The organism is Paenibacillus sp. P13VS (assembly GCF_015143645.1).
In the GTDB taxonomy this organism is placed as follows: Bacteria; Bacillota; Bacilli; order Paenibacillales; family Paenibacillaceae; genus Paenibacillus; species Paenibacillus xylanilyticus_A.
Window position 1 is genome coordinate 1 of sequence record NZ_WYEV01000012.1, and the last position, 15,946, is coordinate 15,946.

Sequence of the window (15,946 nt, forward strand, 5' to 3'; positions counted from 1 at the left end):
TTTGGTGGCGATGGCGGAGGGGTTCCACACGTACCCATCCCGAACACGACCGTTAAGCCCTCTAGCGCCGATGGTACTTGGACCGAAGGGTCCTGGGAGAGTAGGACGCTGCCAAGCGAACTCTTTCATCTTACATAGAAAACAGGCTTTGCATGTTAGCGTTGTACGATGTTGCGTTTGCCCTGCAAATGCATATTATTCCCTGATAGCTCAGTTGGTAGAGCACTCGACTGTTAATCGAGTTGTCACAGGTTCGAGTCCTGTTCGGGGAGCCAGTAAGGCCCGTTGGTCAAGGGGTTAAGACACCTCCCTTTCACGGAGGTAACAGGGGTTCGAATCCCCTACGGGTCATATATGGAGGCTTAGCTCAGCTGGGAGAGCATCTGCCTTACAAGCAGAGGGTCGGGGGTTCGAGCCCCTCAGCCTCCACCATATCATTTTTATAACGACGCGGGGTGGAGCAGCCCGGTAGCTCGTCGGGCTCATAACCCGAAGGCCGCAGGTTCAAATCCTGCCCCCGCAATTAAACTTTCCTCACAGAAAGTGATTTGGAACCGTGGTGTAGTTGGCCTAACATGCCTGCCTGTCACGCAGGAGATCGCGGGTTCGAATCCCGTCGGTTCCGCCATCTTGATTATGCTTCAGGGATGAGAATACGTTTTTGGGTTCGTCGGAGCATACACTTCGAGAGCATTAGCTTCGCAGTCTCGAACGAAGTGAGAGTATCCCGTTGGTTCCGCCATTTAATATTTAATACCGCATGCGGACGTGGCTCAGCGGTAGAGCATCGCCTTGCCAAGGCGAGGGTCGCGGGTTCGATTCCCGTCGTCCGCTCCAATTATTTTGCGCCCTTAGCTCAGCTGGATAGAGCGTTTGACTACGAATCAAAAGGCCGGGAGTTCGAATCTCTCAGGGCGCGCCATTATATAACTTATTTGCCGGCGTGGCGGAATGGCAGACGCGCTCGACTCAAAATCGAGTGGGAAACCGTGGAGGTTCGAGTCCTCTCGCCGGTATAACATAACGGGATGTAGCTCAGCTTGGTAGAGCACCTGGTTTGGGACCAGGGGGTCGCATGTTCAAATCGTGTCATCCCGATCTTAAGAAGTGGACTATCTTACTATAGATAGTCCACTTTTATGTTTTCTAAAAATAATGAGGAAAGTACTTTGCCTTTTCACATTGGGTTAATTTTGCATAAAGCATAATCCTTTCGGTCACACTAGGTTTAAAAAAGTGATAGAAGGGGTTCATGTGAACACGTTTAAATTCAGAAAACAGTTTAAAAGACGATGGCGGCGTTGGAAACGTACTGCATGGATGGCTGCTTCATTGGTGGCTATTACGATCCTGGCATACAGCGGGTTGTCGATTTCATCTCATATTGAGCGGCTGTTAACCACTAACTTCAGTGAGGCCGCTACAGCCATGGCTCCAGTCACAGAAGAACGTTCCGAAGAAGAGGTACAAAGCATATTGGGGCAACTTAGACCCGAGACGGATCGTTTAACTTCTGTGGTCATGGAGACGCATTATATCTGCGGAATTGAAACGGAACAATTGGGGAAAATGGCCATACCTCAATTAAAAGTATTACTTCAACAGCATCCGGAGTGGGAGGCTGAGGTAGTGTCTGCAGATACATTGCAAATTAAGAAACAAGTGGATGATCTATCTCCGCTCTGCAAGGAACAGGCATATATCAGCGTGGATGCGGTGGGTAATCTTAATCTTTACGAAGGTCGACCTGCAGAAGAAAAAGTAATTCGCACTTTTTTTCAAATGGACGTCGGATCGTTGGAGAGTTCTCTACCTGAGGGAGTACTGGAGCAGCTACAGCAAGGTATCCGTGTTCAAGACAAGGATGAATATAACAGCGTAATTTCAACTTTTAGTGATTATGCCATTGATGGACCACATAAAGAAGAGCTTCGAAATGGCGGATGAATGGATAGCATCCAAAGTGGTCATACCGAGAGGTCAATCATGGGACATCGAGAGATGTCCTTTTTGTCGTTGAAAATAACGAGTCGACAAGTACAAGCATTCGTGCAGAAAAGCCAGTATGATGCCGAACCATGCACTCCTGAGATTAGACAAAGTTTTTCCTGTCGCAGGGTCTATCTTTTGTTATAATGAAATGAACGATACATATGTTCGCTTTATTGTAAGGGAGAGATGGTTTTGCGTTTTTTGGGAATAGACCCGGGGATTGCGATTGTCGGTTTTGGATTTGTGGATAAGATCGGTAGTAAAGTGGTACCCGTACAATATGGCTGCATTCAGACTGAAGCTCATACACCTGAAGAAGAACGACTGCTTCACGTGTATGAAGGCATGGTGCAGCTGATCGATAAATACAAACCAGACGCAGTAGCACTGGAGAAGCTTTTCTTTAACAGGAATGTAACTACAGCGATGTCTGTCAGTCAGGCAAGAGGCGTTATGGTGCTTGCTGCTGCTCAGAAGGGGCTGCCTATAGCGGAGTATACCCCAATGCAGATTAAACAGGCGATTGTAGGATACGGTAAGGCAGAGAAGCGGCAGGTACAGGAAATGGTCAAAATGTTCTTGCGTTTACAGGCTATACCGAAGCCGGATGACGTAGCGGATGCTCTGGCTGTGGCTGTATGTCACGCGCACTCATATACATTAAATTCCAAGTTGAATGAGGTATTGCGAAAATGATTGATTTTCTAAGAGGACAGTTCGTACATGTAGAGAATGACTATATTGTGCTGGATGTTCATGGCGTGGGATACCGTGTGTTTTGTCCAAATCCGTTTGCGTTTGCGAAGCAGGAAGGAGAGATCACAGTATATACCCATCATCATGTGCGAGAAGACGCGATGCTGCTGTTTGGGTTTGTTACACGAGAAGAACAGCGCTTGTTCCGCAAACTAATTGAAGTATCCGGTATCGGACCAAAGGTTGCACTGGGGATACTGGCCGGTGGTACGCCAGACCATGTCGTTACCGCGATCTACCAGGAGAACCTGACGTTCCTGACGAAGTTGCCGGGTATCGGCAAAAAGACAGCACAGCGCATGATCCTGGATCTGAAAGACAAGCTGGACGGGTTTGGAGCGGCGGCTTATGCTACAGGTTTGTTTGCCCCACCTTCTGAAGAAGCGGGAAGCGGTTCGGCCTGGGATGAGGCTCGTGACGGTTTGAAGGCTCTAGGTTATACAGACAGTGAGCTCGATAAAGTGTGGCTGAAATTGAAAAAGGATGTTACATCGGCTGATTCTGTTGATGTGTTGATGAAACGTGCGCTGCAAATGCTGTTTACCGGATAGATGAATTTGCATATATAATGGCAGTAGCCCGCACAAAAAAAGGTAGGGATGAACATGGATGACCGGATTATTTCCGCTAACCTGATGATGGAGGATCAGAATGTTGAACTGAGCCTCCGTCCCCGGTATCTGAATGAGTATATCGGGCAAAACAAGGTCAAGGAAAATTTGAAAATATATATTGAAGCTGCCAAATTACGCAATGAAGCATTGGATCATGTGCTGCTTTACGGTCCGCCAGGACTTGGTAAAACGACACTTGCCAATATCGTTGCCAATGAATTGGGCGTAAACTTGCGTACCACATCGGGACCGGCGATTGAACGACCGGGTGATCTCGCTGCACTGCTGACGAATCTGCAGGAAGGCGATGTTCTGTTTATTGACGAGATTCATCGTCTGCATCGTACCGTTGAAGAAGTAATGTACCCGGCTATGGAGGACTCGGCCCTTGATATTATGATCGGAAAAGGTCCAAGTGCACGTTCCGTGCGATTGGATCTTCCGCCATTCACCTTGATCGGGGCTACAACACGTGCTGGGTTGCTGTCTGCACCGCTTCGAGACCGGTTTGGTGTAATCAGTCGGTTGGAGTTTTATACCGTGGATGAGCTGGCTTATATCGTCTCACGATCTACGGAAATTTTGGGCGTTGAAATTGTTGGCGATGCGGCAGAAGAGATTGCTCTTCGCTCACGCGGGACCCCGCGAATTGCCAATCGTTTGCTAAAACGGGTACGTGACTTTGCCCAGGTAAGGGGCGATGGAATCATTACCCAGGCACTGGCTGAAGAAGCGTTGAAACGACTTCAGATTGACCCGCGCGGTTTGGACGAGATCGATCACAAGATGCTTACATCCATGATTAACAGTTTCCGCGGAGGACCCGTTGGACTGGATACGATTGCAGCTACGATTGGTGAAGAAAGTCAGACGATTGAGGATGTCTATGAGCCATATCTTCTGCAAATCGGTATGATTCAGCGTACACCAAGAGGCAGGGTTGTTACGGATCTGGCTTATCATCATCTTGGTTTGCCTATACCGCCGAGGGACGGAAAGTAAACCAAGTACTGTAGTTTTTAAGAAATCAAATTGAAGTTTTTATGTAAACTTCCCGATATAACGTGTAGAAACAGCATGGAGAGGAGTTTGAACGTGGGGAAAGCATTACAAAAGAAAAAGTGGAGTCGGCGGTTAAAGGTACTCGCTGCTGCACTCTTAACAGTGGGATGTCTGCAAGTGCCCGCTTTTGCTGCAGAGAGTAACGGGCAGATGATTCGGGTAGCCATGTTTGCGAATCTGGGGAGCACATATAAGTCAACAACCCCTCTCATTACACTTGAATCAACCGGTAAATGGAGCATTGGATCAGAGAGCGGGGCGGGAGTCACACTTCCTGCTGGTCAAATTCGCTTCAGTGCAGATGGATTTCGTGTGAAAGTGTTGGAAACCGGGGACTTCAAGACTGCTGCAGCAGCAGCAAAATTGTTGCAGGCGACCAGTGATAAACCATTGCTGTTCACAACGACGTTGAGCGGTAAGGCCACGTATCAATTATACACAGGAAATTATGCGACAGAAGCTTTGGCTACACAAGCTGTTGCACGAGTGCAAAAGGTGGCAGCAGCAGGGCTCGGCGGTCAAAAACCGGTGGTAACGGGAAACAAACATTTGTCAGCAGGGAGCTACAGTTCGCTTCAGGAAGCTGAGGCTGCACAGGAATCACTCTTAGCTGCTGGAATCAATGCCATTACCGTATTGCAGCTCAGTGGCGGGGCTCAAGGATATTCAGTGTGGGTCGGGGAATCGGTAACAGACGCCGAACTAGCAGCATTGAAAAAAACGGTGGAAGTCAAGGCACCGGGCGTAAGCTTGACGCCAGTATCTGACAGCAATGTGCTCATGATCCGCCAGGATGCGGGACTCAGCACAGATACGCTGAAAACTGCTCCACATTACACGATTGCAGGAACTGAAGCAAAAGCTTATGTGCAGGGTGATGGAAGTGGGATTAAAGTGTTGGAGCGTTCCGCACGGACATACCGTGGGGACATGGAAGTTAGTATCGTAGGCGGAGATTTGGCTTTGGTCAACGTTGTCCCGCTGGAGCAGTATCTATACTCGGTTGTAGGCGCTGAAGTATATTCATCCTGGCCGGCAGAGGCTCTGAAAGTTCAGGCTGTCGCAGCTCGTTCCTACGCACTTCAACAGGGAGAGCGATTCAAAATCGCCAATGTTGTGGATACGACACTCAGCCAAGCGTATAACGGAATAGGCTCGGAGAACGATAAAGTAACAAGTGCAGTAGATGCAACAGCAGGTGAAGTCATCAAAAGCGGCGGTAAAATCGTTGAAGCTGTGTTCTCTTCCAATGCTGGAGGCCAAACGGCTCACCCATCCGAAGTATGGAACGGGGGCGCAGGCGTATTCAGTAATGTGGACAGCCCTGGAGATGCGTCAGCTCAGGCAGGTTTACACACATGGTACCATGTACTGCTAAGCTCAGGGGTTAGTGGATATATCCGTGAGGATAATGTAAAAGAATTAGCGACTAAAACAGAAGCAGGGTTGTCCAAAGTCACAGTCACTGCCCAAAACACGAATGTACGTCCCATTCCGCTAATCCAATCCACGGTTGAACCTGTGGCGAAAATGAACCCGGGCACAGAGGCTGTTGTTTTGGCCAAAGTGGCTCAATCCAATGATTACGCGTGGGTAAGAGGACCATTTACCTCTGCTGCGTTGGTTAAAGCGTTACAAGGGAAAACAACGACCGCCGTTCCGGCATCCATCTCTACCTTGGAGGTCACAAAGCGTGGACCTTCAGGAAGAGCTCTTGAAGTGAGTGCGAATGGACAGCCTTTGACAGTCAAATATGCAGATACATATCGTTATGCACTTGGAGGATTACCGAGTACTTTATTTGATATTGCAGGGACCGGAAGTTATACTGTATTAGGCGCTGACGGGCAAACTTCAAGCAAAACCGGATCAAAAGGTGCTGCTGTGTTGTCCGCTTCCGGAACGGGAACATCATCCGGTAATGCTCTTGTCGTTATGAGCGGTGATGGTCAAGCCAGAGCAGTAACTCAGGGTCAAACCTTCATGTTTATCGGCCAAGGTAATGGTCACGGATTGGGCTTGTCTCAATGGGGTGCCAAAGGTATGGCAGATGAAGGGTATGATTACCAGACAATATTGAAACACTATTATCAAAATGCGACTATTGTTAAGGAATGAATTGAAAATGAATGTGAACTTATATGATTTTGAATTACCAGAGCAGTTGATTGCACAGACGCCTTTGCTTGATCGTACGGCATCGCGGCTGCTGACATTGAACAAGGAGAACGGTGAGGTTAACCATCGCTCGTTCCCGGATATCATCAATTTTCTAGAGCCTGGCGACACATTGGTATTGAATGACACACGGGTATTGCCAGCGAGACTGTTCGGTACAAAAGAAGATACCGGAGCCAAAGCAGAGGTGCTTTTGCTGAAAAATGTGGAAGGCGACCGCTGGGAAGCTCTTGTTAAACCAGGGAAGAGGCTAAAAGCCGGATCAGTTATTGTATTCGGTGATGAGCTTAAGGCTGTTATTGATGAAGAAGGCGAAATGGGTGCACGTACCCTCACATTCTCCTATAACGGAATCTTCCAGGAGATCCTGGATCGTTTGGGCGAGATGCCATTGCCTCCTTATATTAAAGAGACTCTGGATGATCGTGAAAGATACCAGACGGTGTATGCAAAGCACGAAGGATCAGCAGCGGCTCCAACAGCTGGGTTGCATTTTACGGATGAGCTGCTGGATCAGATCCGTGCCAAAGGCGTCAATGTTACTTTTATTACGCTTCATGTTGGTCTCGGAACATTCCGCCCAATGTCTGTTGATGTTGTGGAAGAGCATGAGATGCACGAAGAGTATTACTCCATGTCTCAGGAAACGGCGAACCTGATTAATGAAACGAAGAAACGTGGTAACCGTGTATTTGCAGTAGGTACGACGAGCTGTCGAACGCTTGAAACCGTAGGCAGCAAGTTCGAAGATGGCGTGCTTCAGGAAAGCAGCGGCTGGACCAAAATCTTTATCTACCCAGGTTACAATTTCAAAGTTATAGATGGCATGCTTACAAACTTTCATTTGCCCAAATCGACACTTGTTATGTTAGTTAGTGCACTAGCAGGCAGAGAACATATCATGCATGCATATGAGCAGGCGATTCAAGAGAAATACCGCTTTTTCAGTTTTGGCGATGCCATGTTAATCTATTGATTCACAAAGGCATACTGAGGCTAACGATTAATTTTAGAGGATGATTAAAACCAATGGCAGCAATTACGTATGAACATATCAAAACATGTAAACAATCCGGTGCGCGTCTGGGACGTGTACATACGCCGCATGGTATTATCGAGACACCAACCTTTATGCCTGTTGGTACACAGGCGACTGTAAAAACAATGAGTCCTGAAGAGTTGAAGGAGATGGATGCACAGATTATTCTGAGCAATACCTATCACCTGTTCCTCAGACCAGGACACGAGATTGTCCGCCAGGCTGGCGGTCTGCACAAGTTCATGAACTGGGATCGGCCGATTCTGACGGACAGCGGCGGGTTTCAGGTATTCTCCCTCAGTGAGATGCGCAAAATTACAGAAGAAGGCGTTCACTTCCGTTCCCACCTGAATGGAGACAAAAAGTTCCTTTCACCCGAGGTGGCCATGGAAGTTCAGAACGCACTCGGCTCCGATATTATGATGGCATTTGATGAATGTCCTCCGTATCCGGCTGAATATGAATATGTAAAAAAATCACTTGAGAGAACGAGCCGCTGGGCGGAACGCTGCCTCGAAAGTCATGCTCGTCCACATGATCAAGGCCTGTTTGCTATCGTACAGGGAGGCATGCACGAGGATTTGCGTCGTCAGAGTGCCGCAGATTTGACTTCCATGGATTTCCCGGGGTATGCTATTGGTGGACTGAGTGTTGGAGAGCCGAAACATTTGATGTATGGCGTATTGGATTACACAGTACCGCTGTTACCTTCCAATAAACCACGTTACTTGATGGGAGTAGGTTCGCCCGATGCATTGATTGAGGGATCGATTCGTGGAGTGGACATGTTCGACTGTGTACTGCCTACCCGGATTGCCCGTAACGGAACAACAATGACAAGTCAGGGACGACTCGTTGTTCGTAACGCCAAGTTTGCAACAGATTTTGGTCCACTGGATCCTGAATGCGATTGCTATACTTGTCGTAACTACTCCAGAGCTTACCTGCGTCATTTGATCAAAGCGGATGAAACATTTGGCTTGCGTTTGACGACCATTCATAATCTTCATTTCTTGCAGAATTTGATGCGCAATGTGCGCAAAGCCATAATGGAAGATCGTTTGCTTGATTTCCGTGATGAATTTTTCGATCAATATGGTCTTCATGACAACGACAAAGGTTTCTGATCAGGTTTTGCAGAACCGGAGAAACAAGCAGTAACTGTAAGTATAGTCGATAAGGGGGAGTTTGAATGTTCCAGGGAATGACTGCAACAACAGCCAATGCAGGCGGTGGAATTGTATCTTTGATTGTACCTTTGGTACTCATGGTTGCGATTTTCTACTTCTTGATGATTCGTCCACAGAACAAAAAGCAAAAGCAGCGTAATGCGATGCTGAACCAGTTGAAAAAAGGCGATAAAATTGTAACGATCGGTGGCCTTCACGGTACGATCGCTGAAATTACGGATGATGTGGTTGTACTTCGTGTAAACGATGTAACTAAGCTTACATTCGACCGTAATGCGATCAGCAGTGCAGTGAGTCGTGAAACCGCTGTTGAATAGATTATTATAGTTAGTGCAGAGAACCGGATCTCTAGAGACCCGGTTCTCTTTTTCTTTTTCTCTGTAAGGTCATACGATTCAAACTTCTACGATCTGTGTGTATTCACCCCGAAAATTCCTCCGAGTGCCGAAATCAGAAATGCGCTTGCAAGCTGCAGACTGTCTTTCCAATTGAATGAAGCATCCAAAGCGAGGAAACCAATAAGCAATACGATCAGTCCATAAATGATACCGGTTAGCCCTCCATGGTACCAGCCTTTTTCGCCAGACCGTTTTCCCGCTACAAATCCTCCAACCAGCAAAGACAAGCCATGAACGACATACGTGTAAAGCGAAAGTTCTTGCTCCCGCATGCTGCTCATCCAGAGAAAGAGGGAGAGGATTAACGCTCCCAGTAACATCCATACAAATGCATGGCAGAGGCCCGACAAAATCGGGTTGGACATTCGAAACGAAATCACTCGGCGAATCAGCTGCATGAAGCAACCCCCTTGTACAAGTTTGAAATTATTACATTGTATGGTCAAGCCTCACGAGTTATGAACTGAATTTTCCATTAAATGAACAATCAAGATTCGCATGGGCATACCTGGTTCAGGTCAAAATAGGGATTACGCTTCAGGTATCTGTTTGTAAATCAGATGTGAAGGAGGGACCATGGTATGAACTTTTCGGATATAGGAGCACATATCTTTCGAACAATTCTCATGTATTTTATTGTCTATGGGGCCATTCGGATTATGGGTAAAAGGGAAATAGGAAAGCTATCCATGTTCGATCTGGTTGTGTCCATTATGCTTGCTGAGATAGCCGCATTTGTCATCGAGGATACAGATAAACCGTTGTCTCACGGCATTGTGCCCATGGTGACCGTACTTGTTGTTCAGATTGGCATGGCCTTTCTAAGTCTCAAGAGCCGTCGTTTACGACTCATGATAGATGGCAAACCGACGGTACTCATCTCCAAGGGCACACTCCATCGTGATGAAATGCGTAAACAACGATATAATTTGGATGACCTATTGCTGCAATTGCGTGAACAGAATATCGACAGTATTGGTGAAGTTGAATTTGCCATTTTGGAAACGACTGGGAAGTTAACCGTTATCCCCATGAATAACTCTTCTTCGGGCCAAGGAAACAGTTCATCGCAAAATAACATGAAAAAGCCTAGGCAGGACAAGGTCGATGGCTTTCAAAATATTAAATACGAGGGTCTTCCCCTGCCGTTAATTATGGATGGTAAAGTCCAAGACCAAAATTTGGAGCTGATCCAGAAAACACGCTTTTGGCTGAAAAACCAGATACAACAGAAGGGTGTGCTCGATTTCAAGGATGTGTTTATATGCTCCATCGACCATAATGGCAAAGTATTCGTAAGCCTCAAGGATGATAAAAAATAGCGATCGTCTGCTTACTTCCGAGATCGCCGTTGGAACCAGGAACCAATGATCGGCATCCGGGAGAGATCATGAAAGTCAATCATGCGGGTCATGCCCATCACAATAAAATAAACAATGAGACCAGCAAGAGGGGCAAGGATCATTCTCAGCCAGAAGGGCAGCAAAATGGCCGTATGTTCATAAACCAAAAGGGTTGCTGCTCCCATAATAACCATGCCGGCTGTTGTTTTGACCCAATCCATCCATTTGAACCGGAACTGAAGCAAATGGCGCACACTTCTGGCATGTAAAAGAGTAACCACAGTTGAGTTCACACAGATAGCAATTACTGCACCAAAAATGCCGTATTCAGGTTTGGATGCAAGCAGCAAAATCAAAGTGATTTTAATGACCGCACCGATAAATGTATTGAGAAGAGCTTTTCCTGGACGATCGAGTGCCTGCAGAGCAGCTTGAAGAGGTGCCTGAATGTAGATAAACAGAGCAAAAGGAGCCATAAGTTTAAGCATGCTTCCGATCGATGCATCATTATACAGTACTAAACACATCGGTTCGGCAAGCACATACATAAAAACAGCAAAAGGGGCACCTGTGACGAGGGCAAGCCGCAGTGCCTGGTGCATTCGTTTATGGATGAGCGCCCGATCCCCCTGCGCAGACGCTTCTGACAGGGAGGGAACAAGTGATGTGGCAAGAGATGAAGTCAGTGCACCCGGCAGGAGCAGCAGTGGAATGATCATGCCTTGTAACGCACCATATTGAGCGGTCGCCAGTCCACGGGATATGCCCGCAATAGCCAGACTTTGAGCGGTGACAATGGTTTCAGCAAGATAGGAGAGTGAGCCTACTAGGCGGCCTGCTGTTACGGGTACAGAGATGGCCAGGAGGCGTCTGATCAATCCTGTTTGTGATGCATTTGAATCAACGGGTAGTGCGGGTGGAGGAACATGTGCATTTGGTGGGATCAGATGATTGGAGCGATCAGGATCCTTTTTATGTCTGTTATAATTCCATAGCAGTACAAGCATGCCTACAAATTCACCGACGAGTGCTCCGAGCATGGCCCCTGCTGCTGCCTGGGCAATACCTTGTGGGAGAAGCAGCCAGGAGAACCAGATCACGCAAATAATGCGTACGATGGTTTCCGTAATGGAGGAAGCGGCAGTAGGAATCATATTCTGCTTGCCCTGAAAATACCCGCGATACACCGCAGACACGGCGATGATTGCAATCATCGGACTCATGCTTACAAACGTATGATACACCCTCTCATCCGTTAGAACATAACGTGTAACCCATGGTGCAAAGACAATGCACAGAAACATGAAAACAACGCCCAAGGTCAAGGTGAAGCTTAGACTAATCTGTAGTATGCGCTGGGGAGAATAGCGGTTGGCCCCTGTATCTGCTTCAGCAACGAGTTTGGCAACGGCGAGCGGTATGCCTCCAGTAATCAATGTCACAAGTACGATGAAGAAAGGATAGCTTAGCTGGTACAAACCCACTCCTTCTGCTCCGATTACGCGAGGGAGCGCAATACGGGGGATAAAGCCGAGAATACGATTAATAATGCCTGCAGCGAGCAGGATCATGGCTCCCTGGATAAATGTCTGTTTCTTCAAAACTACCCCTCTTTCCCGGTTGAAAGTAACAGGTCTCGTAAACGGGACAAAGCCGTTGTTCTTCATCCTATGCCAGTCCACTGTCTTCTCATGACAACTTGGACTCCATTAACAAAAAGATCCAGATTGGGCAAGCAGGAATCTGAATATATGAAGTCGAATTATGTAATATTGATGCCGCATAAAGGCTTGTGCGTAAGAAGGGAGGCGCTCCCCGCTTGGAAGAAATGAACGATATGGAGCTGGAAGAATCCATTGAGATGTTATGTCGCAGCAAGGCGGAGGAATTAAGGCTCGTCGGGTACGAATATGTGACCAGCAAAGATGTCTGGAATTGCGTTAGTCATAAATACGAAAAACAGGGCATTCCACCGCTTCACCAATTGGTGAACGACATTTTGTCACTGAAAGCAACAAGCTTTATGAACTTTATGACCGTTTCTGCATACCGGGGGTCCTCTTTCTAACGAAAGGGATCTTTTTGTGTTGGAAATTGACTGCTTTTTACGGCATCGCTATAATAGGAATATTGAGAATGAAGGGGGATCTAGGAACGGCATGAAGAGAATTGTCAGTTTCATTCTGGTCGTGCTTGTGACCACAGGAGTCATGTTGGGCACAAGTCCGGGCCTGCTCAAAAATATTCGCTTGGGCCTCGATTTAAAGGGAGGCTACGAGATCTTATATGAAGCAGAGCCGCTGGAACAAGGGCAGCAAGTAACCAAAGCCTCTTTGGTACAAACTGCAAGAAGTCTGGAGAGCCGTGCCAATGCGCTCGGAACAAGCGAGCCGGAAGTAACCACAGAAGGAACCAACCGGATTCGTTTGAAATTGGCTGGTGTTACAGACGAGGAAGAAGTTAGAGCCAAAATGAAAGAACCTGCCGTCCTGACTTTCCGTAGTAAAGGAGAGAATGACAAGGAAGGCGAGTATACGAAGATTGAGCTTCGAGGAAATGAATTTGTTGAGAATGGAGCGAAGGTGGTCTTTAATCAGCTCAATGCTCCCATGATCGACATTCAAGTTAAGGATAAGGCTAAATTTTCTGAAATTACGAAGCGCCTTATTGGACAACCTCTGGCCATCTATCTGGATGATCAGCTGCTCTCTGCCCCAACCGTACAGCAGCAATTGACGGACGGTTCGGCGCAGATCACAGGCAGTTACACACGTGAGGAAGCAAACCAGCTGCGTGACACCATTAACCTGGGTGCACTTCCTCTGAAACTTACAGAGAAGTACTCGCAAAGCGTCGGAGCAACGCTGGGTAAATTGTCTCTCGACCAAACGATTAAAGCGGGCTTGATCGGTTCCGTTATTATTTTAGTGTTCATGATTGGTCTGTACCGCATACCGGGGATCATCGCAAGCTTTGCCTTGATTACACATACGTGGCTGGTACTTGCGATCTTCTATATGGGAGAATTTGTGCTTACCCTTCCGGGGATTGCAGCATTTATCCTGGGTATAGGGATGGCGGTTGACGCCAACATCATTACGTACGAACGGATTAAGGAAGAAATGCGGAGTGGTAAATCAATTCTGTCGTCAGTTAAGGCAGGAAGCAAACATTCCTTCCGTACCATTATCGACTCCAATATCACAACCATCATTGCTGCGGCCGTTATGTTTTTCCTGGGTACAGGCGCAGTTAAAGGTTTCGCGCTCGTGCTGATTTTTGACATCGTCACTAGCATTATCACGAATATTTTCTTCTCCCGCTTCCTGTTGACCCTGCTTGTGCGGGCTAACGTGTTGAAGAAGCCTAAGTACTTCGGAGTGAAGGAGAGTGAAATTCGTGCGCTTTAATTGGAACTATGATTATATTAAAGGCAGTAAAATTGCCTATACGTTCTCCATTATTTTGACTTTGGCAGGGATTATCAGTTTGTTCTCCCTTGGATTAAATTATGCGGTTGATTTCCGCTCAGGTTCGAACGTGGATATTACCGTTTCCAAGGCCATCACTTCAGAACAAATTACTCCGATTATCGAAGACATTGGTGTCAATGAAGGCGATGCAAATATTACACCAGGTGCCGACCGAGTTAACGTTCGTTTCTCCAACGTATTGGATGAGACGCAAGAGAGCAAGTTCAAAGAGGAGTTCACCAAGCTGGACCCGGAGGCTTCTTATGAAGTCAATACCGTAGACCCGGAAATGGCCAAAGAACTCGAACGTAACGCAATTTATGCGGTCCTTATCGCAAGTATCGGGATTATGATCTATGTTGCAATCCGTTTCGAGTGGCGTTTTGGACTGGCAGCCGTTATTGCGCTCTTCCATGATGCGTTTGTAGTTATTAGTGTGTTCTCCATCTTCCGTCTGGAAGTGGATCTGACCTTTATTACCGCTGTATTGACGATTGTCGGTTTCTCCATTAACGATACCATTGTTATTTTTGACCGTATTCGGGAGAACCTGCGTTTCGCCAAGAAAACAACAAAAGCCGACTTGCGTGAAGTGGTTAACCGCAGTTTGGCACAAACGATGACACGCTCCTTGAACACAACATTTACAGTGTTTGCGGCATCCATCTGTTTGTTTATTTTCGGTGGGGAGTCCATTCGAATGTTCTCGCTTGCGATGGTGATCGGAACACTGTTTGGTGCATATTCATCCATCTTCATCGCTGCACCACTGTGGCTGGTTCTCAAAGGAAAACAAGTGGACAAGCCGAAAACGGCAGCCAAAGCATCCAACTAAACATCTTATTTGCAAGCCGCGTCTGTCAGGCGCGGTTTTGCAACTTTACGTACAGGATTAAGGGGGAATTTTCATGACCAGAGAACGTATTCCAGCTGCTCAAGCGGCAACGTGGAGTGGTATTGCCGGGAATATGACACTTGCAGTGATTAAGGCTGGCGTCGGTTATATGGCGAACAGCAAATCGCTGCTTGCCGATGGTCTGTATTCTGCATCGGAAGCTGCTTCCTCACTGGCAGGTCTCTTCCCCTCGAAGTCTGTACAGGATAGCAACAAAGCTCGCAGGGAAAAGGTCAGAGAGCATTCGCGCATGGCGAGGCCCGGGATTACGGTACTGCTGTCCGTCCTGATCCTTATGGGAGGCCTACAGATTGCAATCTCTGCTCTGACCGGATTGACCGGGGATGAGCCTGGCGAATCGGCAAAATACGATCATGCACTTATTGCAGCTTTTGCTGCGCTTGCTGTGAAAGAAGCTATTTTCCAATTTCAATATCGATATTACCGCAGGCGTAATCAGTCGCAGGCTCTGTCCTATGCTCAGGAACATCGTCGTGCTCTCTATTGTTCTCTCACTGTACTCATAGGCATTGCAGGTTCTATGGCTGGTGAAACGATGGGGATTCATGTTCTGCTGTATTTGGACCCAGCGGCCGCACTTATTGCTTCCTGCTTCGTTCTTCATAAGGGTTACCGCATGATTGTAGATACCGTCTATGGCTCGCTCGTTCAGGAACTGGAACAGGAAGAGGCCATGGATTTCAAGGAAACGGTACAACGGGTTTATGGTGTTATTACGATTGAGCATCTGACTGCCCGGGAACAGGAACATGCTGTAACCGTTGAACTGGTCATTAGTGTGAATCCGAGAATCTCGGTGCTGGAAGCACAGGAAATTGCCAATCGCGCCAAGACCCTGCTGTTAACCCGATTTAGTCATGTAAAAGAAGTACAAATCCAGGCTATCCCCTATGATCCGGGATATCCATACAAATCCAATCATGAACTGCCCGATCATGAAGCGACATTAATTCAGTAATGTAGCGCGGGTCCCGTAGATCAGGAA

The 15,946-nt window shown here is 47.3% G+C and carries 15 protein-coding genes, 9 tRNA genes and 1 rRNA gene; 23 read left to right on the forward strand and 2 right to left on the reverse strand.

Going from position 1 to position 15,946, the window contains the following annotated elements; translation table 11 throughout:
• The 18 genes from rrf (at position 1) to yajC (ending at position 9,148) form a co-directional block, all read left to right on the forward strand.
• A 5S ribosomal RNA gene (gene rrf, locus GUA98_RS23875) occupies positions 1-117 on the forward strand.
• 82 nt (positions 118-199) lie between these two features.
• Positions 200-275: transfer RNA gene (locus GUA98_RS23880), tRNA-Asn, on the forward strand.
• 4 nt (positions 276-279) lie between these two features.
• Positions 280-351, forward strand: a tRNA-Glu gene (locus GUA98_RS23885).
• Between the two features lie 5 nt (positions 352-356).
• A tRNA-Val gene (locus GUA98_RS23890) sits at positions 357-432 on the forward strand.
• 17 nt (positions 433-449) lie between these two features.
• Positions 450-523 (forward strand) — tRNA-Met (locus GUA98_RS23895).
• A gap of 27 nt (positions 524-550) precedes the next feature.
• Positions 551-628, forward strand: a tRNA-Asp gene (locus tag GUA98_RS23900).
• Positions 629-762: 134 nt separating this feature from the next.
• A tRNA-Gly gene (locus tag GUA98_RS23905) sits at positions 763-837 on the forward strand.
• Between the two features lie 8 nt (positions 838-845).
• Positions 846-922, forward strand: a tRNA-Arg gene (locus GUA98_RS23910).
• Between the two features lie 15 nt (positions 923-937).
• Positions 938-1,016: transfer RNA gene (locus GUA98_RS23915), tRNA-Leu, on the forward strand.
• A gap of 8 nt (positions 1,017-1,024) precedes the next feature.
• Positions 1,025-1,098, forward strand: a tRNA-Pro gene (locus GUA98_RS23920).
• Positions 1,099-1,254: 156 nt separating this feature from the next.
• Positions 1,255-1,947, forward strand: coding sequence for a BofC C-terminal domain-containing protein (locus GUA98_RS30215; RefSeq protein WP_193724614.1), 693 nt, complete (start codon positions 1,255-1,257; stop codon positions 1,945-1,947).
• A gap of 237 nt (positions 1,948-2,184) precedes the next feature.
• Complete coding sequence (gene ruvC / locus GUA98_RS23930) at positions 2,185-2,688, forward strand: crossover junction endodeoxyribonuclease RuvC (protein WP_056701196.1); 504 nt, start codon at positions 2,185-2,187, stop codon at positions 2,686-2,688.
• Entirely contained in the window at positions 2,685-3,299 is a 615-nt protein-coding gene (gene ruvA / locus GUA98_RS23935) for a Holliday junction branch migration protein RuvA (protein WP_183522189.1), read from the forward strand. The genes ruvC and ruvA overlap by 4 nt, the downstream gene beginning before the upstream one ends.
• Positions 3,300-3,353: 54 nt before the next feature.
• Positions 3,354-4,364: a Holliday junction branch migration DNA helicase RuvB gene (gene ruvB / locus GUA98_RS23940; RefSeq protein ID WP_095289471.1), complete on the forward strand. Its 1,011-nt coding sequence runs from the start codon at positions 3,354-3,356 to the stop codon at positions 4,362-4,364.
• A gap of 75 nt (positions 4,365-4,439) precedes the next feature.
• The gene (locus GUA98_RS23945; RefSeq protein ID WP_193724615.1) at positions 4,440-6,542 is read left to right on the forward strand and encodes a SpoIID/LytB domain-containing protein; all 2,103 of its coding nucleotides are present in this window, start codon (positions 4,440-4,442) and stop codon (positions 6,540-6,542) included.
• A gap of 7 nt (positions 6,543-6,549) precedes the next feature.
• A complete protein-coding gene (queA, locus tag GUA98_RS23950) occupies positions 6,550-7,578 on the forward strand; it encodes a tRNA preQ1(34) S-adenosylmethionine ribosyltransferase-isomerase QueA (protein ID WP_193724616.1) in 1,029 nt (342 codons plus the stop codon).
• 53 nt (positions 7,579-7,631) lie between these two features.
• Positions 7,632-8,768: a tRNA guanosine(34) transglycosylase Tgt gene (gene tgt, locus GUA98_RS23955; RefSeq protein ID WP_095289474.1), complete on the forward strand. Its 1,137-nt coding sequence runs from the start codon at positions 7,632-7,634 to the stop codon at positions 8,766-8,768.
• 65 nt (positions 8,769-8,833) lie between these two features.
• Positions 8,834-9,148, forward strand: coding sequence for a preprotein translocase subunit YajC (gene yajC, locus GUA98_RS23960; RefSeq protein ID WP_193724617.1), 315 nt, complete (start codon positions 8,834-8,836; stop codon positions 9,146-9,148).
• A gap of 86 nt (positions 9,149-9,234) precedes the next feature.
• Here the strand turns inward: yajC and GUA98_RS23965 are convergent, their stop codons facing one another.
• Entirely contained in the window at positions 9,235-9,627 is a 393-nt protein-coding gene (locus GUA98_RS23965) for a TIGR04086 family membrane protein (RefSeq protein WP_095359806.1), read from the reverse strand.
• Positions 9,628-9,810: 183 nt separating this feature from the next.
• Here GUA98_RS23965 and GUA98_RS23970 point away from each other — a divergent pair, with 183 nt between their 5' ends.
• Complete coding sequence (locus tag GUA98_RS23970) at positions 9,811-10,551, forward strand: DUF421 domain-containing protein (RefSeq protein ID WP_193724618.1); 741 nt, start codon at positions 9,811-9,813, stop codon at positions 10,549-10,551.
• 11 nt (positions 10,552-10,562) lie between these two features.
• Here GUA98_RS23970 and spoVB read toward each other — a convergent pair whose 3' ends face one another.
• Positions 10,563-12,173, reverse strand: a complete 1,611-nt coding sequence (gene spoVB / locus GUA98_RS23975) for a stage V sporulation protein B (protein WP_193724619.1) — start codon at positions 12,171-12,173, stop codon at positions 10,563-10,565.
• A 227-nt stretch (positions 12,174-12,400) separates the two neighbouring features.
• On the opposite strand from spoVB, the gene GUA98_RS23980 reads away from it, so the two are divergent.
• From GUA98_RS23980 to GUA98_RS23995, 4 genes are all read left to right on the forward strand, one after another.
• Complete coding sequence (locus GUA98_RS23980) at positions 12,401-12,640, forward strand: post-transcriptional regulator (RefSeq protein ID WP_095289489.1); 240 nt, start codon at positions 12,401-12,403, stop codon at positions 12,638-12,640.
• Positions 12,641-12,731: 91 nt separating this feature from the next.
• Positions 12,732-13,982, forward strand: coding sequence for a protein translocase subunit SecD (secD, locus tag GUA98_RS23985; protein ID WP_193724620.1), 1,251 nt, complete (start codon positions 12,732-12,734; stop codon positions 13,980-13,982).
• Complete coding sequence (gene secF / locus GUA98_RS23990) at positions 13,972-14,880, forward strand: protein translocase subunit SecF (RefSeq protein ID WP_193724621.1); 909 nt, start codon at positions 13,972-13,974, stop codon at positions 14,878-14,880. Before secD ends, secF begins: the two co-directional genes overlap by 11 nt.
• Positions 14,881-14,953: 73 nt before the next feature.
• Entirely contained in the window at positions 14,954-15,919 is a 966-nt protein-coding gene (locus GUA98_RS23995; protein WP_193724622.1) for a cation diffusion facilitator family transporter, read from the forward strand.
• Positions 15,920-15,946: the final 27 nt, after the last annotated feature.

Bases quoted from the DNA above. Each gene is read 5' to 3' on its own strand.
- ruvA (WP_183522189.1), top strand. From the start codon at position 2,685: ATGATTGATTTTCTAAGAGGACAGTTCGTACATGTAGAGAATGACTAT.
- ruvB (WP_095289471.1), top strand. From the start codon at position 3,354: ATGGATGACCGGATTATTTCCGCTAACCTGATGATGGAGGATCAGAAT.
- GUA98_RS23945 (WP_193724615.1), top strand. From the start codon at position 4,440: ATGGAGAGGAGTTTGAACGTGGGGAAAGCATTACAAAAGAAAAAGTGG.
- queA (WP_193724616.1), top strand. From the start codon at position 6,550: ATGAATGTGAACTTATATGATTTTGAATTACCAGAGCAGTTGATTGCA.
- tgt (WP_095289474.1), top strand. From the start codon at position 7,632: ATGGCAGCAATTACGTATGAACATATCAAAACATGTAAACAATCCGGT.
- yajC (WP_193724617.1), top strand. From the start codon at position 8,834: ATGTTCCAGGGAATGACTGCAACAACAGCCAATGCAGGCGGTGGAATT.
- GUA98_RS23965 (WP_095359806.1), bottom strand. From the start codon at position 9,627: ATGCAGCTGATTCGCCGAGTGATTTCGTTTCGAATGTCCAACCCGATT.
- GUA98_RS23970 (WP_193724618.1), top strand. From the start codon at position 9,811: ATGAACTTTTCGGATATAGGAGCACATATCTTTCGAACAATTCTCATG.
- GUA98_RS23980 (WP_095289489.1), top strand. From the start codon at position 12,401: ATGAACGATATGGAGCTGGAAGAATCCATTGAGATGTTATGTCGCAGC.
- secD (WP_193724620.1), top strand. From the start codon at position 12,732: ATGAAGAGAATTGTCAGTTTCATTCTGGTCGTGCTTGTGACCACAGGA.
- GUA98_RS23995 (WP_193724622.1), top strand. From the start codon at position 14,954: ATGACCAGAGAACGTATTCCAGCTGCTCAAGCGGCAACGTGGAGTGGT.